Genomic DNA, 22468 nt, shown 5'->3' on the forward strand with positions numbered 1-22468 from the left:
GCGTACCAGGGCCCGGTTTACGCCGGGCGTGCCGAGTCCGGCACCGCCGCCTCGGGCAGCATGGGCTGGGTCGCATCCACCGTGACCGGCTCATCACTGCGCATCAGGGCACGCGCTTCGGCTTCGCTCGCCACCGCCGGCGGAGAGCCGCGCAGTGGCATGCCGGCGGTCTCGCGGACGAACAGCATGGTGATCACGCCGATCACCGCCGCGCCCATCAGGTAATAGGCGGGTACCAGCGGATCACCGGTGCGCTCCACCAGCCAAGCGGTCACCAGCGGCGTGGTGCCACCGAACAGCGAGACCGATACGTTGAAGGCGATCGACAGCGCGCTGTAGCGCACCGGCGTGTAGAACAGCGCCGGGAGCGTGGACGGCATCGAGCTGGTGAAGCACACCAGCGCCAGCCCGAGCAGCATCAGCCCCAGGAAGATCAGCCAGTCATTGCCGCTGCCCACCAGTTTCAGGCACGGGATCGCCAGCAGGAACAGCGCGATGCAGGCACCGATGATCATCGGGCGACGGCCCAGGCGATCGCTGAACAATCCACCCACCACATTCAGCGGCATCATCACCAGCATCACGATGATGATCAGCAGCAGGCCTTTGCTTTCGGCATAGCCCATCGTGACGCTGAGGTAGCTGGGCATGTAGGTCAGCAGCATGTAATCGGTGACGTTGAACACCAGCACCAGGCCGACGCAGATCAGCAGCTGTGCCCAATGCACGCGGAACAGCGCGCCCAGACCCGGGCGCTCGTGATCGCGCTTCTCGGCCTCCTCGGCATACGCGCGGAAGGCCGGCGTCTCTTCCAGCTTCATGCGCATGTACAGGCCAAGCAGACCCAGCGGGCCGGCCACAAGGAACGGAATGCGCCAGCCCCAGTCCAGCATCTGCGTGCTGCTCAGGGCCATGTGCAGTGCGGTGACCGTGCCGGCACCGGCGATGTAGCCGCCCAGCGTACCGAACTCCAGCCAGCTGCCCATCAGGCCGCGGTTGCGGTCGGTCGAATACTCGGCGATGAACGTCGCCGCGCCGCCGTACTCACCGCCGGTGGAGAATCCCTGCACGATGCGGGCAAGCAGCAGCAGCGCCGGCGCCCAGATGCCGATACGGTCGTACGAGGGAATCAGGCCGATGCTGAAGGTACCGGCGGCCATCAGGATCATGGTGGCCGCGAGCACCTTCTGCCGCCCGTACTTGTCGCCCAGCGGACCGAACACCAGGCCGCCCAGCGGGCGCACCAGGAAGGCGACGGTAAAGGTGGCGAAGGTGGCGATCAGCTGCGCGGTCGGGCTGCTGTCGGGGAAGAACACGTGGCCGAGGGTGACGGCGAGGTAGCCGTAGACGCCGAAATCGAACCACTCCATCGCGTTGCCGAGCGCCGCAGCGCCAACGGCCTTCTTCAACATGGGGCGATCAACGACGGTGACTTCGTCGACATGCATCTGGCGGCGGCGTTTGAACCAGCCGAAATGAGCGTGTGCGGCAGGCAGGTCCTGCATCTGCTTTCTCCTGGAAGCAGGCCATCGCGGCGCCCGAGGTCCCGCGCACGGCACAGGAAATACCGCCTCTGATGACACAGCGCGATGCGCGAAGAGGGGTTGCAACAGACGATCCCGGACGGCCGCGTGGATTCAGCGACGCTGCGGGATGGATGACCAGGAAGCGGGCAATGGCCCGGGGGTGATCAAGCGAGCCATGTTACTACATTTGGCAAGCGCGAGGCCCGTACTGCTCCGGTCGGCAGCGTGGAACAGCATGTTTCAGGCTGTTTTGATTCCTCTTCACGCGATGCACACACACTCGGGGAGCGGTGGGAATGCGGTAAATGTGTTGCGCTGACGACGATCACGCAGGCAATGTCGCTCGAGAGCGGGCGGCGCGTTACTGTCCGCGCTCGAGCGCATCGATAAGCGGCGCGAGATCGTCGCGCTCGTGTGGCCGCACCGCACGCGCGATCTCCTGGCCGTCGCGCAACAGGATGACGGTCGGCCACAGTTTCACCGCAAAGGAGCGGCCCAGCGGCCGCCCCTTGCCATCCTCGACCTTCAGGTGCGTCGCGTCGTAGCCACCCAGAAACTTCTGCAGCAGGGGCTGGGCGGCACTGCAATGGCCGCACCAACCCGTGCCGAATTCCAGCAGCACCCATCCGCTGCCCGCATCGATGTCGGCACGGGTGATGTCGGAGGGGCTGTACTCACGAACGAAGGTCACGGGCGGTGCTCAGGACAGTGCGCGCTGGATGTCCTCCAGCGGTGCGTTGGTGTAGTCCTTCGCAAGATCCTTGATCAGCCGCTCCTGGGTTTCCTTGTGCAGCAACGGCCGGATGCGGCCCAGCGTCTGCGGATCGGCGATCAGGATCAGGTGCGCATAGCGGTTCTTCAGCGCATCTTCGTTCAACTGCGCGGCGACCTGCTTGGCAAACGTGGCTTCGTTGAGCTGGGAGATCGTCATGTCCTGTGGCACCGAGCCGGACGGGCCCTGCCCCGAGGCGCCGGTCTCACTGACGGCCTGCAGCTGAAGTTCCCCCTCCTGCTTGAGCTGAAGCTTGTGCGCGGTGCCAACGTTGGTGAACACGCGGGCCGAGCCGCCATCGGCGACAACAACGAGGGTACCTTCGGGAATCTGCTGGCTCATCATCTACTCCTTATGGGGAAAACCGAGCGCGGGTGCACTCGGGTTCCACCGTAGGCAACCTCATGTAAGCACCGTGCATACGGATGTATGCATTCCGTATGCAGCGCCTGTGCGCGCTACTCCGCAGGCGCTGGCGGTAGCGGCATGTCCAGGTGGCGGCTGAAGAACCGGGCCATCACCCGGTAAGCCTGCTGGCTCTCCGGCAGCCGGGCATCCAGGTGAAACGCGTGGCCCAGGCCGTCCCAGACGTGCAGATCCGACTCGCGGCCCAGGTCCACCAGGCGGGAATGCGTAAAGGACACGTTGCTCAGCTCCGCCGCACGGGTGGCAGTGATGAACAGGGTCGGCGGGAACTGTGCGAGGACCGCATCGGAGAACACCGGCGACACCAGCGGATCATGGAAATCCACCTTCCCGTAGTACAGATCTTCCATGATCGGCAGCGTGCCATCGGCATGCGGCAGCAGTGCATCGGTCACGGCCGCGGCCACATAACGGGAGTCGCCGCCATAGCGTGCATCGCCGCCGGCGCAGAACAGGCCGGCTGCGGCCGGCATCGGCAGCTTCTCCTTGGCGAACCACGCCAGCGATTCGCCCGTCAGCACGCCGCCGGCCGAGCAGCCGAACAGACCGATGTGACGTGCCGGCATCTTCTCCAGCGCCGCACGGTAGACCGCCGCCACATCCTCACTCGCAGCCGGGAACTGATGCTCCGGGCCTTGCCGGTACTCCACCGCTACGACGGTGGCCCCGGTCATCGCCGCGACCGGGATCGCCTCAAGCAGACCGAGGCTGTCTGCACGCCCGAACACGAACGCGCCGCCATGCAGTTCGATCAACAGACGCCGCTGCGCCGGATCGGCTGGCGCACTGCGTGGCTCGACACGGACCACCGGCACGCCATTCCAGGTTTCGTGGTGCAGCACCACCGCATAGCGCTGGCGCAGCGCCTTGATCTCGCCGTAGGCCCAGTCATCGGCACCCTTGCGGATCGTCGCCAGCTCCTTGAGCACGGTGGCGTTGTCCATCTTCGCGACCGGGTCGCCGTTGACGACGGCGCTGCGCAGCGCGGCCTGTGCTTCCGGGCTCAGATACGGGGACAGCGGCAGCGCGAACGCCGGCACCCTCCGCACACCGTCCGCCTGCGAGGGCGCGGGCGTGGCTGCCATGACGTTGACGCTGAAGGCCGCCAACAGCGCCATGAGCGCGAACGCCCGGGTCCAATCCAACTGCTGCACTCCCCATCCGAAATCGAATCACAGAATAGTCGTTGCCTGCGCGACGCGGGACACGTGGCACGCTGGCTGGAGAGCCGAGTGCCCGCCAGCGAAGGCAACTGGTCAGCGACCGGCTCCCGCTGGCGAAGTAAGTGGCCGGCGAGGCTGAACCCCAGCGCCCGGCGGCCCGTGGTCATTACGGTGTAAAATTCGTCGTTTTAACCGGAACAATGGCCAAAACCGCGCAACGGACGCCTGTCCCGGGCCCGGCCTTCATCCGGCTGCTGGCCCGCCTCGCTGAAAGCAACCTGTCTTCGACGGGCCCTGCCCTGTCAGACCGGCTCAGCGAGTGGGTGGACTGGACGCGGGCGGTCACCCTGTCCAAGGCGCTCGATGGCCGGCTCCCACCCGCCGTGGAGGGCCCGGATTTCGATGCCGACGAGGACGCCGAGTGCCAGCGGATCCGCGCTGCGCTGGAGGCGACCATTGTTCAGAAACCTGAGGGCACCAGGCACCCTCGCCGGGTCGTGGCGCCCGACGGTGGCGACGCCCCTGTCGAGTACACCGTATTCCGCGAGCGCTACCTGACCCAGCAGCGCGCCATGCTCAGTGCCACCAGCCGTCTGCGCGGTCGCCTGCGCGACATGTTGACCCGCACCTCGCCTGAGATGGCCAGGCTCGCCGAAGTCGACGCACTGATGGAGCAGACCCTGAGCGCGCGGGAGTACAGCCTGCTGGCCAAGGTGCCGGTGCTGCTTGGGGTGCATTTCGAGCGCCTGCGCGATGCCGGCAGCGATGATGGCTGGCTCGAGGTGTTCCGCCGTGACATGCAGAGCCTGCTGCTGGCCGAGCTGGATATCCGTTTTCAACCGATCGAAGGCCTGCTTGCAGCGCTTCGCACCCACTAACCGGGACGTCATGTTCAGAACCAGTCTTCACTCCGTTGTTTTCCTGCTTGGCCTTGTTGCGGTGTGCTGGATCGGGGCGGGCTATGCCAGCACCAATCCGGTCGGTTTCGCTGTCGCCCTGCTGATCGCCGTCTGCTACCTCGCCGGTGGCCTCGAGCTGTATCGCTACCGACAGGCCACCGCGTCGCTCACGGCGGCCAGCGCCAGTGCTGGCACCGCCAGCGCCGGGCTCGCCACCTGGCTGGGCCAGCTGCATCCCAGTCTGCGCAATGCTGTGCGTCTGCGCGTGGAAGGCGAGCGCGTTGCCCTGCCCGGTCCGGTCCTGACGCCGTACCTGGTCGGGCTGCTGGTGCTGCTGGGCATGCTCGGCACCCTGCTCGGCATGATGGCGACGTTACGCGGGACCGGACTGGCGCTGGAAAGCGCGACCGACCTGCAGGCGATCCGCGGCTCACTGGGTGCGCCGGTGGAAGGCCTTGCGGTCGCGTTCGGCACCTCGATCGCCGGTGTCGCCACCTCCGCGATGCTGGGCCTGCTCTCGGCCCTGTGCCGGCGTGAGCGCCTGGAAGCGGTGCAGCAACTGGACGTGGAGATCGCGACCACCCTGCACACTCACTCGCAGTCCTGGCAGCGCAATGAAGCCTTCCGGTTGCTGCAGCAGCAGGCCGAACTGATGCCGGCGCTGGTGGAACGGCTGCAGGCCATGACCACCGCGATCGAGCAGCAGAGCAACGTCTCGGGCGAGCGGATGCTGGCGAACCAGCAGAGCTTCCATGCCAAGGCCGACGAGGAATATGCCCGCCTGACCGCCGCGATCGAGCAGTCGCTCAAGGACAGCGTCGCCGAAAGCGCACGCGCGGTCGGTGCGGCCTTGCAGCCGGTGATGGACACCACGCTCGCCGGCATCGCCCGCGCCAACGCCACCATGCACGAGACGGTGACCGATGCAGTGCAGCGCCAGCTGGCCGGCTTGACCGAGGGTTTTGACGCCAGCCGTGTCGCCACTGCCGTGTCCTGGCAGGCCGCGCTGGACAGCCAGCAGCAGACCAACATGGCACTGACCACGGACCTGCGCGCCACGCTGGATGGGTTCGCCGCGCAGCACGATCAACGCGCGCTTGGCCTGCTCGATGCCGTTTCCACGAAGCTGGTCAGCACCGCTGATGGTTGGCAGGCGGCCCAGTCCGCACAGCAGCAGACGAATGAAGCCATGGCGGCTGAGCTGCGCAGTGCACTGACCCAGTTCGCCGAACAGCATGGCGAGCGCTCCAGCGCGTTGCTTGAGGCAGTCTCGACCGAGCTCAGCGCGACCGCGCAGCGCTGGCAGGAGGCTCAGGCGGCGCAGCAGCAGACCCATGCTGCGCTCACCGGCGACCTGCGCACGGCGCTGGCCAGCTTCACCGAAACACATGACGCCCGGGCCACCGGCCTGATCGACGCGGTCGGCAGCCGCATGGACGCCACCACCGCGCAGATCGCCGAGGCATGGCAGCAGGCGCTCGCCCGCCAGGATGCTGCCGCCACTGCAGTGAGCGAGCGTCACCAGCACGCGCTGGATGCCGCCGCCGCGACGCTGCAGGCGCAGGCGCTCTCGCTCGGCGAGGCGATGCAGCACTCGCATACCCAGCTGCAGGACGCACTGGAAGCACGCGATCAGCAGCGCCTGAGCGTGTGGACCGATGCCTTCACCGGCATGAGCGCCAGCCTCGGCGAACGCTGGGAGCAGACCGGCGCCAGCGTCGCCAGCCGTCAGCAGGAGATCTGCGACACCCTCGCCCGCACCGCCAACGACATCACCCGGCAGGCCCAGGCGCACGCCAGCGAGACGATCAGCGAGATCTCGCGCCTCGTCCAAGCCGCCTCGGAAGCGCCCAAGGCCGCGGCCGATGTCGTCGCCGAACTGCGCAGCAAACTCTCCGACAGCCTGGTCCGCGACACCGCTACGCTGGAAGAACGCAGCCGTCTGCTGGCGACCGTGGAGACCCTGCTGGATGCGGTCAACCATGCCGCCAACGAACAACGCGTCGCCGTCGATGCACTGGTATCGACCTCGGCCGAGCTGTTGGACCGGGTCGGCACCCGCTTCACCGATCACATCGAAGCCGAGACCGGCAAGTTGGGCAGCGTGGCCGCGCAGGTCACCGGCAGCGCGGTGGAAGTAGCGAGCCTGGCCGATGCGCTGGGCAGCGCCGTGCAGTCCTTCGGGACGGCCAGCGACGGCCTCAACGAGCGTCTGGCCCAGATCGCCGCCTCGCTGGACGGCTCGCTGGCACGCAGTGACGAGCAGCTTGCCTATTACGTGGCCCAGGCGCGCGAGGTCATCGACCTCAGCGTGCTCTCGCAGAAGCAGATCATCGATGAGCTGCAGCAGCTGGCCGGCCGCCGCAGCAGCAAGGCCGGAGCCGCCTCGGCATGAGCGACGAGATCGAAGTCGAGGCCGACGGAGGTGCGCCGATCTGGGCCGCCTTCGGCGACCTGATGTCGGTGCTGCTCGGTGCGTTCGTGCTGATTCTGGTCGGCGTGGTCGCGCTGCAGCTGGAGCTGACCCACCGGCTGGATGAAGAGGTCAAGCAGCGCCAGGCCGAAGTGCAGCGCCGCCAGACCTTGGAGCAGGCCCTTGCCGGTCCGCTCGCGGCCGGGCGCGTGACGCTGGTGGATGGCCGCATCGGCATCCGCGGCAATGTGCTGTTCGCGTTGAACTCGGATCAGCTGCAACCGGAAGGTGCCGACGTCCTCAAGAGCCTGGCCGGGCCGCTGAAGGGCTACCTGGCCTCGCGCGAGGAGATCCTCATGGTCAGCGGCTTCACCGACGACCAGCAGGTGCGCGATGGCAACTGGCGCTTCGCCGACAACTGGGAACTCTCCGCCGAGCGTGCGTTGACCGTCACCCGCACCCTGATTGCCGAGGGCGTGCCGTCGGATGCGGTGTTTGCCGCGGCGTTTGGCTCGGAGCAGCCGGTGAGTTCCAACGCCGACGAAGACGGCCGCGCGAAGAATCGCCGTGTGGAGATTGCGCCGATTCCCAAGCCCAAGACCAGCAAGGCAGCAGATGCCCCGTAGTTCTGTCGCAACGGCTGAGATCCTCCAGAACTGGCGGGCGGACAAGCTCGACCAGCTCGACCGCACGCGCTTTGCGGTGATCGAGGCGTTGCATGCCCGCGCACAGATGCATGACGGTGAGGTGCGGGCGCTGTTGCAACGGAAGCTGGACGCGTTGGTCGCGGGTTACGCTGAGCGGGTTGCCGATGCGTCGGCATCGGTAGTGACCGCGCCGGGCCTGTCATCGGGTCGAATCGGCCTGCAGGCGCTGGTCACGGAATTAACCGTGCAGCACAGTGCTGTGTATCCGGAATTGACGGTGCTGGGCGAGGTCCGGGCGACGTGGGCCAGGCTTCGCAATGCCAGCCAACTCAAGGAATCACTGGCCCAGATGCCCACCAATGGTGGGCCGTTGAACTCCGGTGTACTGGTCCATCGCGCCCTGACGCTGATGAAAGAGACCTCGCCCGGCTACCTGACGCATTTCATGGCGTACCTGGATGCGCTGTCGGGCATGGAGCACCTGCATCAGTGGGGCGTGCTGGTGGCGACGCCGAAGGTTGTGCCGCGAGGGGCGAAGCCGCGGCGGCCGCGTGCGGGCAAGGCAGCAAACTGAGGTTTCTCATTAACCTGTGAGCGCAGAATCCAGGGATGAGGGATCAAAACCAGCGCCGATCAAGTGCAGGCACAGGTCATAGGGCGACGAGGGACTGAAGAACTCTCTCGCAAGGAGTGACTCGCCCGACTGCGCGCCCTCCAGCCACGCCTGAATATGGTCGGCGAGACTCGCCAGCTCGCTCAGGGGGCCTGCGATCCAATGGCTATCGATGACTGGTGACGTCCATGTGCCAATCTCAAGATAGTCATACGGACCCAGATTGCAGTGGCATGAAATCCAATCATTGCCTGGATCGGAAGCAAAGAGGCGAACAGCGGCAACGAAGGCCTCCAGCCCGCCCACTTCCCCCGTGATTGTCCACTGCTTGGCGGCATGGTCGACCTCATAGTAGAAGCGGAGCTTTCTCCATTCGGACCGAAACCACTCATCCGAAAAATGGTCCATCAGACTTCACTCCTTGGGTTCATGATCGCGGCGCAGGCTTAGGAGCGGGCACTGCCTCGTCAAATGTCATGGTTCAGAATGGACCTCCGCTTCGGCGCGCCGTGGCCCGCTTCGAACAAACACGCCAACGCATGCGCCCGCCATGCCACTCAGGACGGACACCACGACGTTCGGCGCATTGATGCGGAAGATTGGCAGGAAGCCTGCCTGGGTTCCCGCGTTGACGAAGTAAGTCGCCATTCCCCAGAGACAGACGTACAGCACGCCGACGATGATCGCGAACCGGTACTGCCTTGCGATAAGCCCGCCAAACAGCGCGAACCACATGCCGGCAGCCGAGGACAGCACGTCGCTTGTGTCGAATGCAAAATTACTTCGAGCCACTACTGAGATGCCCAGGAAGTACGCGGCCCCGAATACCAATGCCAGCAACAGAAGCAACGCCCCAAGTTGTCGCCACATGGATTGAAACTCCCCTTCACTCCGTTCTAGGGCCACTCTACCTGAATGCGCTTCCCCAGCCTTGCCCCCCCCGCCCCTCTTGTCCCCGCCAAATCGCGGTGGTAGTTTGGTAATTACAGCGTAATTATGAAGAGGCAGCAGATGGCTCGAGACTGGAACACGCTTGCGGATCGCCGCCAGGCAAGGCTGCAGCGGGCCACCGATGCCGGCCTTGGGCGCCTGGTGCCTCACGCCGGGATCACCCAGCTCCTGCACACCGTGCTGGAACCCGGCGACCGGGTCTGCCTGGAGGGCAACAACCAGAAGCAGGCCGATTTCCTGGCCGAGTGCCTGGCCCAGCTCGATCCCGCGCAGGTCCACGGCCTGCACATGGTCCAGTCCGTGCTGTCGCTCCCCTCGCATCTGGATGTCTTCGAGCGCGGCATCGCCCAGCGCCTGGACTTCTCCTTCTCCGGCCCGCAGAGCGGACGGCTGGCCACGCTGGTCGCCGAAGGCCGGATCGAGATCGGGGCCATCCATACCTACCTCGAGCTGTTTGGCCGCTACTTCATCGATCTCACCCCGCAGGTCGCGCTGATCGCCGCCCAGGCCGCCGACCGCCACGGCAACCTCTATACCGGCCCGAATACCGAAGACACCCCCGTGATCGTCGAGGCCACCGCGTTCCGGGGCGGCATCGTGATCGCGCAGGTCAACGAAATCGTCGACACCCTCCCCCGCGTCGATATCCCGGCCGATTGGGTCAACTTTGTCACCGAGGCGCCGCGCCCCAATTACATCGAGCCGCTGTTCACCCGCGACCCGGCGCAGATCTCCGAGATCCAGGTGCTGATGGCGATGATGGCCATCAAGGGCATCTACGCCGAGTACGGCGTGCAGCGCCTCAACCACGGCATCGGTTTCGATACCGCGGCGATTGAGCTGCTGCTGCCCACGTATGCCGAATCACTGGGGCTGAAGGGCAAGATAGGCACGCACTGGGCACTCAATCCGCATCCGGCACTGATCCCGGCGATTGAATCAGGCTTCGTGCAGTCCGTGCATTCGTTCGGCTCGGAGCTGGGCATGGAGCGCTACATCGAAGCGCGCTCGGATGTGTTCTTCACCGGCAGCGACGGCAGCATGCGCTCCAACCGCGCCTTCTCGCAGACCGCCGGTCTGTACGCCTGCGACATGTTCATCGGTTCCACCCTGCAGATCGATCTGCAGGGCAACAGTTCCACCGCCACCCGCGACCGCATCGCCGGCTTCGGCGGCGCGCCCAACATGGGTTCGGATGCCCGCGGTCGCCGCCATGCCAGCCCGGCCTGGCTGAAGGCTGGGCAGGAAGCGGCGCTGCCCGGGCAGATGCCGCGCGGGCGCAAGCTGGTGGTGCAGATGGTGGAAACCTTCCGCGAGCACATGGCGCCGGCCTTCGTGGATCGCCTGGATGCCTGGGAGCTGGCCGAGCGCGCGAAGATGCCGCTGCCGCCGGTCATGATCTACGGCGATGACGTCACCCACGTGCTGACCGAAGAAGGCATTGCCAACCTGCTGCTGTGCCGCAGCCCGGAGGAACGCGAGCAGGCGATCCGCGGCGTGGCCGGCTACACCGCGGTCGGCCTGGGCCGTGACCGCGCGATGGTCGAGAACCTGCGCGACCGCGGCATCATCCGGCGCCCGGAAGACCTCGGCATCCGCACCCGTGATGCCAGCCGCGACCTGCTCGCCGCGCGCTCGGTCAAGGATCTCGTGCGCTGGTCCGGTGGGTTGTACAACCCGCCCAAACGCTTCCGCAACTGGTAAGGGGCACGCCATGGAAACCCTGCGTTATCGCTTCCCCGGGCAGCACGATCTCAGCGAGCGCGATCACCACGCGCTGGTCGGCGTGGTCGCCTCGGGCAACCTCGAAGTGCTGATCGAACCCACCCCGCTGGACGGCGCAATGGAGATCGAGGTAATCACCTCGGCCACCGGCTTCAACACCATCTGGCAGGCGGTACTCGCCGATTTTGCTGCCCGCCACCCGCTGCGCAACGTGCGCTTGTCGATCAACGACGCCGGTGCCACGCCGGCGGTGGTCAGCCTGCGGTTGCAGCAGGCGCTGGAAACCCTGCAGGAAGGAGACGCCGCGTGAGCAGTCACAGCTTTTACGAGGCCGATGCCCGCGAGCGTATCCACGGCCTGCTCGAGGCCGGCAGCTTCAGCGAGTTCGTCGGACCGGCCCGCCGCATCATCAGCCCGCACCTGGCCCAGCTGGATCAACCGGGCGCGTTCGATGACGGCATCGTGGTCGGCGCGGGCAGTTTGAACGGTCGCAGCGTGCTGATCGCCGCGCAGCAGGGCCAGTTCATGGGCGGCGGCGTGGGCGAAGTGCACGGCGCCAAGCTCACCGGCCTGCTGGAGCGTGCCGTTGCGGTGCGTCCAGAGGCGGTGCTGCTGCTGCTCGACAGTGGCGGCGTGCGCCTGCATGAAGCCAACGCGGGCCTGATCGCCATGTCCGAAATCATGCGTGCGGTACTGGCCACGCGCGCCGCCGGCATTCCCGTGTTCGCGCTGATCGGCAGCGGCAACGGCGCCTTCGGTGGCATGGGCATCGTCGCCCGCTGCTGCACCGCGGTGGTGATGTCCGAAGAAGGCCGTCTGTCGCTGTCCGGCCCGGAAGTGATCGAGACCGTGCGCGGCGTGGAAGAGTTCGACTCGCGCGACCGCGCCCTGGTCTGGCGCGTGACCGGGGGCAAGCACCGCTATCTGATCGGCGATGCCGTGCAGTTGGTGCCGGATCGCATCGAGGCCTTTGCCGATGCCGCAACGGCGCTGATGACCGCGCATGCCGAGCCGCAGGATCCGCTGGACGCGCTGGAACAGGCGCAGGCCCAGCTGGGTGCACGGATCAACGCCTATGGCGGCTGCCGCGATGGCCTGGAGGTCTGGCGTCTGCAGGGCATTGCCGATGCCGAGCAGCTGCCATTGCTGGACACCGCTGACTTCCTTGACGCCGTCAAGGACCGGAGCCTGCCATGGAACTGACGCCCCTGCTCGATGCCCTGTTCCCGCTCGGCCATGCGGTCACCCGCGAGGACGATGTGCTGGGCGGTACCGCCACCACCGCCGCAGGCGAGGTCACTGTGATCGGCACCGCAAACAAGCTGGAGGTGGGTGTCGATCACGCACTGACGCTGGCCGCCACCGTGCTCGCCAGCACCCGCGCACATCCGCAGCGGCCGATCGTGATGCTCGTCGATACCGCCGGTCAGCGCCTGGCCCGCCGCGATGAAATGCTCGGCATCAACAGTTACTTCGCGCATCTGGCGCGCACGCTGGATCTGGCCCGTCGCCGCGGCGCGCCACTGGTCAGCCTGGTGTATGGCGAGTCCGTGAGTGGCGGCTTCCTGTCGTTCGGGCTGATGGCCGATCGCATCTTCGCCCTGCCCGAAGCGCAGGTGCGGGTGATGGATCTGCGCGCGATGGCCCGCGTCACCAAGCAATCGCTGGAAAAACTGCAGGCACTGAGCCAGAGCTCGCCGGTGTTCGCGCCGGGCGTGGAGAACTACGTCCGCATGGGCGCCGTGGAGGCCGTCTGGGAGGGCGACCTCGCGCAGGCGCTGGTGGATGCACTGAACGCCCCGGTCACCGGCGACCAACGCCGCGAACGGGGCGCCGAGCGCGGTGGCCGCCTGTTGGCGCGCGATGTCGCCGCTGCCGTGGCCGCAGGCGAGGCCTGAACCATGCGCCGTCACGACCTGGTCTGGCTCGATCCGCAGGCACCGTGGCATGTGCTGACCCCGGGCGCGGACGCGCGCCTGAGGGCGTGGGCCGAAGCACGCCTACCCTTCGTCGTGGCGCGACGCGATCCGGCCACCGATGGCGATCAGCTGCGGCTGGGTGTGCCCTTGCCCTTGGCCGAACAACGCCGGCGGCTGTCGCTGCGGATCGAACCAGGCCATGTACTGCGTACTACGCCGCCGCCGGCCTTGGCCGAGGTCGCCGAAGGCCTCCCTGCGCCCTGGCGCGACGAGGTAGGCCTGCTGTTGGCCGATACCCGCGATCTGGACGTGCCCCCGCGCGTGTTCGGCAGTTTCGCCTGGCAACACCTGACCGGCCTTCTCTATCTGCGGGCCAGCTCGGATCTGGACCTGCTCTGGGAGGTGGAGGATCACGCTCACGCGGATCGACAGGCCGCCCGCATGCAGCGCTGGGAGCGTGAGCACCGCCTGCGCATCGACGGCGAACTGCGCTTTCCGGGCGAGCGTGCCGTCAGCTGGCGGGAATACGCCAGCGGCGCCGCGCGGGTGATGGTCAAAACCGGTGACGCCTGCTGGCTGTCATCGCGCGACGCACTGCTTTCGCTGCAGGCCGCTGCATGAACGCGGTCCTGCACCCGGTTCCGGCGCCACCGCCCTCCCCCACGGCGGCGGCGCATCGGTTGGGTCGGCTGGCCATTACCAGCCTGCACGCCGAGCTGGCCTGCGCCCCCAAACCGGGCCTGGTGACGCCATGGAGCCGGGGCAGCCACCAGGACATGGACGCCGGCACCTTCCTGCGCAGCCTGTTCGCCCTGCGCGGCTACTTCGTGACTGTCGCTGCCGCTGGCGCGCATGGCACGCCCTTTGAAGACCTGCGCGGGTATGGCATCGACGCCGAGGCGGCCATGCTGCGCGCCACTGGCGGCATCAATACCCACCGCGGTGCCATCTTCAGCCTCGGGCTGCTGGTCGCGGCATCCGCCCAACTTCGCCACACCGGGGGAAGGTCCCCCCAGGGGGTCGAGGTCTGTCTGGGCGTCCGCGAGCACTGGGCGTCCGCCCTGCTCACTGCACCGTTGAACAGCGACAGCCCCGGTCAACGTGCCCGCCAGCGCCATGGCGTCGCCGGTGTCCGCGAGCAGGCGGCGCAGGGGTTTCCGCTGCTGCGCGAGGTCGCCCTGCCTGCCTTGCAGGCCGCACTGCGTGACACGGAGGATCGGCAGGCGGCCATGGTCCACACCCTGATGTCGCTCGTCGCGGTGACTACCGATCTCAACCTGCTGCATCGCGGCGGCGAGCGTGGATTGGCTTTCGCACAGCAGCACGCACGACGTTTTCTCGCGGAGGGCGGCGCACTGCAGCCCGGCTGGCGGGCGCGGCTCGGGCCGGTGTGCGATGCCTTCGAGGCCAAGCGCCTGAGCCCGGGTGGCAGTGCCGATCTGCTGGCCTGTGCCTGGTTCCTGCACCAGCAGGAGGCTGCATGAGCCTGGTCCTGCTCTGTTCTGGCCAAGGCGGGCAGCACCCTGGCATGTTCGGGCGCGTGGGTGGTAACGCAAGAGCGCAGCCGGTACTCAATCTTGCCAGCGAGCTGCTCGGCGCGCCGATCGAGCAGATCGCCGCGGAAGACGGGCGCTTCCGCAATGCCGTCGCCCAGCCACTGGTGTGCGCGGCCGCGCTTGCTCATTGGGAAGGGCTGCGTGACGCGCTGCCCCCTGTTACCGCCGTTGCCGGGTACAGCGCAGGCGAACTGGCGGCGCATGCGGTCGCCGGCAGCTTCGACACGGCGACCTGTCTGCGCCTGGCACTGAAACGCGCACGTCTCATGGATGCAGCGACGCCGGGCGACGCCGGCCTGCTGGCGGTGATCGGGCTGGATGACGTACGGATCGCACGCCTGTGCGCCGCGCACGGCATTTTCCTTGCCATCGTCAACGGACCGGACCATGTCGTGCTGGGTGGCACGCGCGCAGCGCTCACCGCGGCATCGGCAGAGGCCGCCACCAGCGGTGCGCGTGTGGTGCCCCTGCCGGTCTGCGTGCCGGCGCACACCCCGCTGCTGACAGTTGCCGCGCAGGGATTCGAAGATGCGCTGCACTCGGTCACGCTGCGCCCGCCCGGGCTGCGGCTGCTGGCGGGCATCGATGGTCGTGTGGTCGGCGATGTCGACCGGGTGGTGGCGACCCTGTCGGCGCAGATTTCCCAGCCGCTGCAATGGCACGTCGTGCTGCAGCAGGCGGTCGAGCGCGGTGGGCGCGTGTTTCTGGAACTGGGCCCTGGCGCGGCGTTGAGTCGTCGCGCCCGCGAGCTGCATCCGCAGCTCGAGGCCCGTTCCGTCGAGGATTTCCAGACGCTGGAGGGCGTTCTGGAGTGGGTGGACCGCGCATGCGCACGCGCATGAGGGCTCGCCGGTAAGAGTTGCATCACGTAAACCCCAGGTGGCGGGTCGCCATCATGCTGCACGCGTATCAAGTGTCTCGGGAGGGCGCATGAGTCCGCAAATCGCAACGATCATCGGCTTGGTGATCATGTTCATCGTGGCCACTGCGCTACCCATCAACATGGGTGCAGTCGCCTTCGCGCTGGCCTTCATCATCGGCGGCCTGTTCGTCGGAATGGAGGGCAAGGAGGTCTTGGCCGGGTTCCCGGGCGACCTGTTCCTGACCTTGGTCGGCATCACATATCTGTTTGCCATCGCGCAGAAGAACGGCACCATCGACCTGCTCGTGCATTGGGCGGTCAAGGCCGTGCGCGGACACATCGTGGCCATTCCGTGGGTGATGTTCGTGGTGACCGCCGTGCTGACCGCCTTCGGTGCGCTCGGCCCGGCGGCAGTGGCCATCATCGGTCCGGTCGCGCTGCGCTTTGCCAAGCAGTACAAGATCAACCCGCTGATGATGGGCCTGCTGGTGATCCATGGCGCGCAGGCCGGTGGCTTCTCGCCGATCAGTGTGTATGGCGGCATCACCAACCAGGTGGTGCAGAAGGCCGGCCTGGAAGTCACGGAAATGGCCGTGTTCCTGACCAGCCTGGGCTTCAACCTGCTGATGGGCATCATCTGCTTCTTCGCCTTTGGCGGGCTGGCCCTGATGCGTCGCGCACCGACGGCGACCGAACCGCTGATCGCCGGCAGCCAGGCGTCCTCGCGCCAGTTTGCGATCGAAGGTCACGGCGCCCTGGTCTCGGCCGGTGGCGGCACGCTCTCCAATGATCCGGACGCGCTGGATGACGTGCGCATCAACCGCGAGCGCGTGTTCACCCTGATCGGCCTGCTTGGCCTGGGGATCGCCGCGCTGGTCTACAACCTCAACGTCGGCCTGGTCTCGATCACCGTCGCAGTGGTGCTGGCCCTGCTCTCGCCCAACTCGCAGAAGGGTGCGGTGGATGGCATCAGCTGGTCGACCGTGCTGCTGATCAGCGGTGTGGTGACCTACGTGGCGGTGTTGCAGCAGGCCGGTGCGGTGGACTACATCGGTCACGGCGTAGGTGCGATCGGCATTCCATTGCTGGGTGCCCTGCTCGTCTGCTACGTCGGCGGCATCGTATCGGCCTTCGCCTCCTCGGCGGCGGTACTCGGTGCCACGATTCCACTGGCGGTGCCGTTCCTGATGCAGGGCCATCTCAGCGCAGCGGGGGTGATCTGCGCCCTGGCGATCTCCTCCACCGTGGTGGACGTGAGCCCGTTCTCCACCAACGGTGCACTGGTCGTCGCCTCGGCGGCGAAAGAAGAGCGCGAAGCGCTGTTCCGCCGCTTCCTGGTCTACAGCGGTCTGGTCGTCGCCTTCGGCCCGTTGCTGGCGTGGCTGCTGTTCGTCGTGCCAGGCTGGATGTGAACCCACGGCGGGCCGGCTCCGGCAGGCCCGCCATGACCCGTTAGAATGCTGCACACCTGCACAAGAACTCCTGCCATGCCGCTGGCTCCTGGTCCCCGTCTGTCGAAGAAACGCGTGCCGCTCTATGAAGAGGTCGCCGAGCGCCTGCGCCAGAAGATCTACGACTACGCGTTGCCGCCCGGCGAGTGGATAGATGAGCCGGTGCTCGCCGAGGAACTGGGCATCAGCCGTACCCCGCTACGCGAGAGCCTGAAACTGCTGGCAGCCGAAGGCCTGGTGCAGCTGGATGCGGGCCGCGGCAGCCGGGTCACCCGGCTGACCCTGGAAGACCTCAACCAGCTGTTCCCGGTGATGGCGATGCTGGAAGGTCGCTGTGTACATGAGGCGGTCAAGCGCGTCGATGATGCGGGCATCGAGGAACTTCAGGCGCTGCATGATGCGATGGAAGTGGCCGCCGCCAGTGGCGATCTGGCCGAGTACTACCGCAACAATTACCTGATCCACGAAAGCCTGCAGACCCATGCCGGCAACCCGTGGCTGATCCGGGTGACGCATGACCTGCATCGCATCCTGAAGATGCATCGCGGCCGTCAGCTGTTGAGCCCCGGGCGAATGGCGCAATCCCTGGCCGAGCACCGCGCGTTGATGGACTGCATCCGCAACCGCGATGCAGAAGCCGCTGAGCAGATGATGAACCGTCACCTGCTCAGCCAGGGCGAGGCGCTGGCAGCGTATGTCGCAGCCGGTGGGCAGCTCAACGTACCGGCACCGCTGCCCAGACAAGGCGGGCTCTAAGCGCGCAGGCGCACGTGACGCCTAGGCCAGTTCCACCGTCAAGCGTGTCAGCGATTGGCCCAGCAGGTGCAGGCGGATCTGATCGAGGCTGGTGAAGTAGCAGACGGTTTCCGTACCGGCCAGGCGATAGATGCCGCGCTTGCCGCCGAGCAACACAAACTTTTCCTGGTCCACCAGGTACTGGGCGACCGGCGGCACGCCCTGTGCCTTCAGCCCATCGATATCGATGGGTTCAAGCGCGTCGAGATCATGCAGTGCAGTAGTCATGGTCGCGGGATACATCGTGTGGAGAGACTGAAGCTTAGGTTCCCGGCAGGCAGCGCGGCGTGGAATCATCGTGAGGACGGTGAGAGAGCCTGCCCGCCTTCGTTACGCCACAGGCAACGCGTCCACGGTCACCGGGCGGCCAAGCAGCCAGCCCTGCGCCACCGCCGAGGGCATCAACTCGAACATCGCCTGCGCCTGCTCTTCGGTCTCCACCCCCTCCACCACCAGGCCGATCTCCAGCGTACGTGTCATCACGCAGATTGCTTCGATGATCTGGCTGATGGCCGAACCGGTGCCGATCGCACGGGTAAAGCGCTGGTCCATCTTGATTGCATCCAGCGGCAGCTCGGCCAGATACGCGAAGTTCGAGTACCCGGTGCCGAAATCATCGATGTAGAACGGGTAGCCATCCCCGCGCAACCGCGCCATGCCGTCGGCCAACTCGCTATGCCGGGTGGTGGATCGTTCCGTGATTTCCAGCACGACCTGCTGGCGTGCCACCCGATGCTGGGCGGTGGCGGCATTCAAGTAGGCACGGAAATCCGCATCGACCACATCGGTCGCCGAAACGTTGAAGCTGACGTAGAACGCAGGATCCGCGCGCAGCCGGTCCCCCAGCTCGACCAGCGCCTTGCGCACCACCTGTCGCGCGAGCGCGCCGCCCAACCGCTGCTGCTCGGCCATCGGCACGAAGGTATCCGGCGGCACCTGCTCACCCTGCTCATTGCACCAGCGCGACAGCGTTTCCACGCCCACCATGCGCCGGTCGGACAGCGCCCGCAGCGGTTGATACACCAGGGTCAGGCCATCGCCCAGAATCGCCCGCTGCAACTGCTTCGGCAGCGAGCCGTGATTACGCTGGTATGCGCTGATCAGCAGCCCCAGGCCGCTGCCGGCGAACCCGCCCAGCAGGCACAGGCCGATCAGGATCCACGGCGACTCGGAGAACAGGCTCGACTGCTGCGCCCGTGCCGCCACACAGATATCGAACGTGCTGCTGCAACGGCGGGAGTGCCGCGTGCTGCCGAGATCAATCCAGGTTTCCTCCCGGAACGGATCCAGTGCGGTCACATCGCCAAACCGCTGGAAGATATGCCGCGCATCGCGGGTAAGCACCAACGCACCCATGCCCGGCTCTACCTGGTCCACCCGATCGAAGGCGCTGGGTGAGGTGGTCACGATCACATCGCCCTTGGCCGACATGTCTGCGGCGACGCGCGCATCGACAATCCCCGAGACGCTGCCCCACAGCCGGTAGCCGCGTACGCGGCGATCCGGATCGGGCATCCGCGCGGGAGTGGCGAGGATGCCCCACGCGGCCGAGCAGATCAGCCGATCCTCATGCAACCGGCCGACATCGCGCACATAGCGCGACGTGAACGCCAGCAGGCGCAGTTCGGCCAGATCCTCCCGCGTGCACGGCCGGCTCGTCAGCGCCGCCGCCTGCTCCAACGTCAGCGAGGAGGCGGCCGCCACGGATTCAGCCTGGAGCAGCAGGCGGTCGGCATAGGCGTCCAGAACCGCGCGGTCGCGCTGCACCAGCATGGCCTGCGCGGTGAGCAGGGTGATGCCCAGCACCGCGATCGTCGTAAGGGTGACAAAAGGCGCTCGCCCTTCCAGCGCGATGCGGTAGCGGTGGGCAATCGAAGGTCGTGGCAACGTCGAGCTCCAGCAGGAACGGTGTCAGTAAGGGCGGCGGTGCCGGGTCAAGCGTGTGCGGCAGCCGGCAGATCGACAGCATTCGACCTACCGGTGTCATCCAGATGAAAAAACACGGACCTCACGATGGCTCTCTGCGGCATCTTCCCTGTCCAGCTGATGGAGTCATTCATTCGTCGCCGATAGGCCGCCCCTATTGTATAGGCGAGTTCTCAAACATGCTGTCCGCGGTTGCGATGCACCATGAAGCAGGTCTCTCCAGACCATAGGACGGAAGCTGCCGCATGCCTCAGTTCTTGATGGCCGTTGGCGCTTTCGTATTTATTGCATACCAACGCAGCACTGCCGCGTGTATTTCTGTCGAGCATGTTTTCTCTGAGTTCCAGGCATTCCTCGGCGGTGTATCGCGCGCCCGGTGCCGTACCTGCTTCCCTCTTTCTTCCGCCGCTACCGGCAGCCACGGGACTACTCGAGACCGTCATGTGAACACCGTTGCATCCACCCGCACCACCTTCGGCAGAGTCCTGCTGCTTGTCGGCATTGTCGTCCTGGCCGTCTGCCTGGTCCTGCTGACACTGGCCACACCGCCCCAGCGGCACGCGACCTTCCGGCTGGCCATCGGGCCGCAGATGGCCATCTCGCAGGGGCTGGGCGGCTCGGCCGCACAGGGGGGGCCGCGTGCGTACATGGAAGCACTGGAGGCCATCGCCGGTGTCCGGCTGGAACTACGGCGCTCGCCTTCCATCGAGAGCGCCATCGCGTTGCTTCGCGCCGGCGCGGTGGACGGCGTCGCGTTCTCGCTGCCCTCCACGCGCAGCCTGCTGCCGGCCTCCGCCGTGATCTCGGCGCCGTTCTATACCGGCACCTCGGTGCTGGTCAGCCGTCGTACCGCGGCGCATACCTCGCTGGCATCGCTCGCCGGGCGGCGGGTGGCCGTGATCGACAATGGCGAGTACCGCACCTATCTGGCCCAGGCCTTCCCCGACATCGAGGTACTCCCCCTGGCCTCACCCGCCGACATGCTGGCCGCACTGGACAGCGGCGCGGCGGATGCGGCGCTCGGCGCCGATGGCATCCTGGTGCCCCTCACCCGGCGCGATCATGACGCCATCCTGCAGGTACATGCGGCGCCGGATGGTCCCGCGGTGGAGCTGCGCGTCGCCTCGGTGCCAAGCCGGGCGGTGGAGGTGAGCATGGCCCACCAGGCGTTGCTCGCGCTGCCGTCGGATATCCACAAGGACATCCTTGAGCGCACGCTCAACGCCGTCTATCGCGCCCCACCGACCCTCCGCGCGGTCGCCACGTACTACCGCACCCCCATCATCCTGTTCTGCCTGGTGATGCTGGCCATCCTGCTCAGCATCTCCCGCGCGTACCGCAAGGCCCGCCGTACGGCTGCCCGGCAGGCCGCGGCCGCACGCGTCCTGACCCTGGTCAACCATGAGGTCCGCAACAGCGCCTCCGCGGTGATATCGGCCATCGACCTGGCCGAGGGCGAGCCGACCTCCTCCCAGCGCGAGCAGCATTTCGCCTCCGCCCGCTCCGCCGCGGATGCGCTTCGCCATACCCTCACCAATGCGCTGGAGTTCATGCTCCATGAGGCCTCGCAACGCAGCTGCGAGGCCTCCAGCCACAGCGCGCAGGCGGTGCTGGAGGAGTGCATCTCCGGCATGCGGCCGCTCGCCTTGTCCAAAGGGCTGGGGCTCCGCCTGGCCCTGGACGCATCCGATGCCGCGTTGACCCACTGTGATGCGCGCGCCCTCCATCACATCGCCAGCAACCTGATCTCCAACGCCATCAAGTTCTCCGACGCCGGCACCGTGGTCGTCCGGCTCGGGTTCCTGCGTGGCGTTGGCGAGCTCGGGCGGGTCAGCGTGCGGGTCAGCGATTGTGGCCCGGGCATCGCGATGGAGGATATCGAGCGCATATTCGAGCCCTTCAATGGCACGGCCCAGGGCCGACGCCGGCTGGGCGCCGGGATCGGGTTGAGCCTGTGCCGCAGGATCGCGATCAGCCAGGGCGGCGACATCACCGTGGCCACCCAGGTCGGCATCGGCTCTACGTTCCTGGCCACGCTGCGCGGCCGCCAGGAAGCACCTCCACTGGCGTCGGGGGCGCCCGCCCTCTGCGCCGACGCTGCCACTGCTCCGCGTGCGCTGGTGGTGGAAGACCAGCCCGCCATCGCCGAGATGATCAAGCGTCGGCTTGAAGCGCAGCGGTTCCAGGTCACCGTCGCCCATACCGGCGCCGAGGCCATCACCCGCGTGGATGTGGGCGGCCCGTTTGCCTTGATCACGCTGGACGGCGACCTCATGGACCGGGACGGCAGCGACGTAGCCATCGCCATCCGTGCGATCGAAGCGCGCCGCAGCTGGCCGGCGTCACGCCTCATTTCGCTTTCTGGCTCCGGTGAGAGCCGTGACCGCAGCGCGTATGCCCGCGCGCAGGTGCACGTTTTCCTGACCAAACCGGTGGAATGGGCCGTGTTCGACGCTGCCGTGCGCCCCGCGCAGCGCACCACCGAAGCACCGCTCCCACGCAACACCGAGCATTCGCAAAGTGTCATGGCCATCTATGCCACCCAGATGCAGGTGGATATCGCCGATCTGGAGGCGGTGATTGGTGAGCAGAACTGGCGGCGCGCCCTGGCGATGGCCCACCGCATCCAGGGCGCCGCCTCGATGGTGGGCGACACTGCTGCGGTCGCTGCGATCTGCGCGCTGCAGACCTGCCTCAAAGTCCATGCCATCAATGGCGATCCCGCCGAGCAGGACCTATGGGAACTGGTCAGCCTGCTTGCCCAGCTGCGCGATGCGACCGGCTCCGGTCAGAGTGCAGTACCACCGGGCTGAGCACGCGGCAA

22 protein-coding genes are annotated in these 22468 nt (G+C 66.9%); 14 read left to right on the forward strand and 8 right to left on the reverse strand.

The features are described 5' to 3' along the window. Nucleotides 1–17: 17 nt before the first annotated feature. The 4 genes from proP to EDF74_RS06865 all read right to left on the reverse strand — a co-directional run bounded on the left by proP (nucleotide 18) and on the right by EDF74_RS06865 (nucleotide 3842). The gene (gene proP, locus EDF74_RS06850) at nucleotides 18–1505 is read right to left on the reverse strand and encodes a glycine betaine/L-proline transporter ProP (RefSeq protein WP_123729357.1); all 1488 of its coding nucleotides are present in this window, start codon (nucleotides 1503–1505) and stop codon (nucleotides 18–20) included. Between the two features lie 382 nt (nucleotides 1506–1887). Beyond that, entirely contained in the window at nucleotides 1888–2217 is a 330-nt protein-coding gene (locus EDF74_RS06855) for a thioredoxin family protein (protein WP_123729358.1), read from the reverse strand. A 9-nt stretch (nucleotides 2218–2226) separates the two neighbouring features. Further along, nucleotides 2227–2640 (reverse strand): host attachment family protein, encoded by a 414-nt coding sequence (locus EDF74_RS06860; RefSeq protein WP_123729359.1) that lies wholly within the window; start codon nucleotides 2638–2640, stop codon nucleotides 2227–2229. A gap of 116 nt (nucleotides 2641–2756) precedes the next feature. Beyond that, nucleotides 2757–3842 carry an alpha/beta hydrolase fold domain-containing protein gene (locus tag EDF74_RS06865; protein WP_123729745.1) on the reverse strand — a complete coding sequence of 362 codons (1086 nt, stop codon included), beginning with the start codon at nucleotides 3840–3842 and terminating at the stop codon, nucleotides 2757–2759. A 245-nt stretch (nucleotides 3843–4087) separates the two neighbouring features. Between EDF74_RS06865 and EDF74_RS06870 the strand changes: the two genes are divergently transcribed. From EDF74_RS06870 to EDF74_RS06885, 4 genes are read left to right on the forward strand one after another with little or no spacing between them, the layout of a single operon-like run. After that, nucleotides 4088–4765, forward strand: a complete 678-nt coding sequence (locus EDF74_RS06870) for a DUF3348 domain-containing protein (RefSeq protein ID WP_123729360.1) — start codon at nucleotides 4088–4090, stop codon at nucleotides 4763–4765. Between the two features lie 10 nt (nucleotides 4766–4775). Continuing rightward, a complete protein-coding gene (locus EDF74_RS06875) occupies nucleotides 4776–7181 on the forward strand; it encodes a DUF802 domain-containing protein (protein ID WP_123729361.1) in 2406 nt (801 codons plus the stop codon). Further along, entirely contained in the window at nucleotides 7178–7825 is a 648-nt protein-coding gene (locus tag EDF74_RS06880) for an OmpA family protein (RefSeq protein WP_123729362.1), read from the forward strand. Before EDF74_RS06875 ends, EDF74_RS06880 begins: the two co-directional genes overlap by 4 nt. Then, on the forward strand, nucleotides 7815–8420 hold the full coding sequence (locus EDF74_RS06885) for a DUF2894 domain-containing protein (protein WP_123729363.1): 606 nt from the start codon (nucleotides 7815–7817) through the stop codon (nucleotides 8418–8420). Before EDF74_RS06880 ends, EDF74_RS06885 begins: the two co-directional genes overlap by 11 nt. A gap of 9 nt (nucleotides 8421–8429) precedes the next feature. Here EDF74_RS06885 and EDF74_RS06890 read toward each other — a convergent pair whose 3' ends face one another. Both EDF74_RS06890 and EDF74_RS06895 read right to left on the reverse strand, forming a co-directional pair. Next, the gene (locus EDF74_RS06890) at nucleotides 8430–8867 is read right to left on the reverse strand and encodes a hypothetical protein (RefSeq protein ID WP_123729364.1); all 438 of its coding nucleotides are present in this window, start codon (nucleotides 8865–8867) and stop codon (nucleotides 8430–8432) included. A 66-nt stretch (nucleotides 8868–8933) separates the two neighbouring features. Next, a complete protein-coding gene (locus EDF74_RS06895; protein WP_123729365.1) occupies nucleotides 8934–9329 on the reverse strand; it encodes a hypothetical protein in 396 nt (131 codons plus the stop codon). A 141-nt stretch (nucleotides 9330–9470) separates the two neighbouring features. Here EDF74_RS06895 and mdcA point away from each other — a divergent pair, with 141 nt between their 5' ends. From mdcA to EDF74_RS06940, 9 genes are all read left to right on the forward strand, one after another. Beyond that, the gene (mdcA, locus tag EDF74_RS06900; protein ID WP_123729366.1) at nucleotides 9471–11114 is read left to right on the forward strand and encodes a malonate decarboxylase subunit alpha; all 1644 of its coding nucleotides are present in this window, start codon (nucleotides 9471–9473) and stop codon (nucleotides 11112–11114) included. 10 nt (nucleotides 11115–11124) lie between these two features. Further along, a complete protein-coding gene (gene mdcC / locus EDF74_RS06905; protein WP_123729367.1) occupies nucleotides 11125–11445 on the forward strand; it encodes a malonate decarboxylase acyl carrier protein in 321 nt (106 codons plus the stop codon). Further along, nucleotides 11442–12338: a biotin-independent malonate decarboxylase subunit beta gene (locus tag EDF74_RS06910; RefSeq protein ID WP_123729368.1), complete on the forward strand. Its 897-nt coding sequence runs from the start codon at nucleotides 11442–11444 to the stop codon at nucleotides 12336–12338. The genes mdcC and EDF74_RS06910 overlap by 4 nt, the downstream gene beginning before the upstream one ends. Continuing rightward, nucleotides 12329–13033, forward strand: coding sequence for a biotin-independent malonate decarboxylase subunit gamma (mdcE, locus tag EDF74_RS06915; protein WP_123729369.1), 705 nt, complete (start codon nucleotides 12329–12331; stop codon nucleotides 13031–13033). The genes EDF74_RS06910 and mdcE overlap by 10 nt, the downstream gene beginning before the upstream one ends. Nucleotides 13034–13036: 3 nt before the next feature. Continuing rightward, on the forward strand, nucleotides 13037–13675 hold the full coding sequence (gene mdcG / locus EDF74_RS06920; RefSeq protein ID WP_123729370.1) for a malonate decarboxylase holo-[acyl-carrier-protein] synthase: 639 nt from the start codon (nucleotides 13037–13039) through the stop codon (nucleotides 13673–13675). Continuing rightward, a complete protein-coding gene (mdcB, locus tag EDF74_RS06925) occupies nucleotides 13672–14538 on the forward strand; it encodes a triphosphoribosyl-dephospho-CoA synthase MdcB (protein WP_123729371.1) in 867 nt (288 codons plus the stop codon). Before mdcG ends, mdcB begins: the two co-directional genes overlap by 4 nt. Then, the gene (gene mdcH / locus EDF74_RS06930; protein ID WP_123729372.1) at nucleotides 14535–15452 is read left to right on the forward strand and encodes a malonate decarboxylase subunit epsilon; all 918 of its coding nucleotides are present in this window, start codon (nucleotides 14535–14537) and stop codon (nucleotides 15450–15452) included. The genes mdcB and mdcH overlap by 4 nt, the downstream gene beginning before the upstream one ends. Before the next feature lie 88 nt (nucleotides 15453–15540). Beyond that, on the forward strand, nucleotides 15541–16884 hold the full coding sequence (locus EDF74_RS06935) for an SLC13 family permease (RefSeq protein ID WP_123729373.1): 1344 nt from the start codon (nucleotides 15541–15543) through the stop codon (nucleotides 16882–16884). A 75-nt stretch (nucleotides 16885–16959) separates the two neighbouring features. After that, on the forward strand, nucleotides 16960–17679 hold the full coding sequence (locus tag EDF74_RS06940) for a GntR family transcriptional regulator (protein WP_123729374.1): 720 nt from the start codon (nucleotides 16960–16962) through the stop codon (nucleotides 17677–17679). Between the two features lie 21 nt (nucleotides 17680–17700). Here the strand turns inward: EDF74_RS06940 and EDF74_RS06945 are convergent, their stop codons facing one another. Continuing rightward, nucleotides 17701–17946, reverse strand: coding sequence for a hypothetical protein (locus EDF74_RS06945; protein WP_148045922.1), 246 nt, complete (start codon nucleotides 17944–17946; stop codon nucleotides 17701–17703). Nucleotides 17947–18048: 102 nt separating this feature from the next. Further along, nucleotides 18049–19605, reverse strand: a complete 1557-nt coding sequence (locus EDF74_RS06950; protein ID WP_148045923.1) for an EAL domain-containing protein — start codon at nucleotides 19603–19605, stop codon at nucleotides 18049–18051. A gap of 482 nt (nucleotides 19606–20087) precedes the next feature. Here EDF74_RS06950 and EDF74_RS06955 point away from each other — a divergent pair, with 482 nt between their 5' ends. Beyond that, nucleotides 20088–22457, forward strand: coding sequence for an ATP-binding protein (locus tag EDF74_RS06955; protein ID WP_184997101.1), 2370 nt, complete (start codon nucleotides 20088–20090; stop codon nucleotides 22455–22457). Nucleotides 22458–22468: the final 11 nt, after the last annotated feature.

Origin of the sequence: Stenotrophomonas rhizophila, assembly GCF_003751305.1 — a bacterium.
Lineage (GTDB): Bacteria > Pseudomonadota > Gammaproteobacteria > Xanthomonadales > Xanthomonadaceae > Stenotrophomonas > Stenotrophomonas rhizophila_B.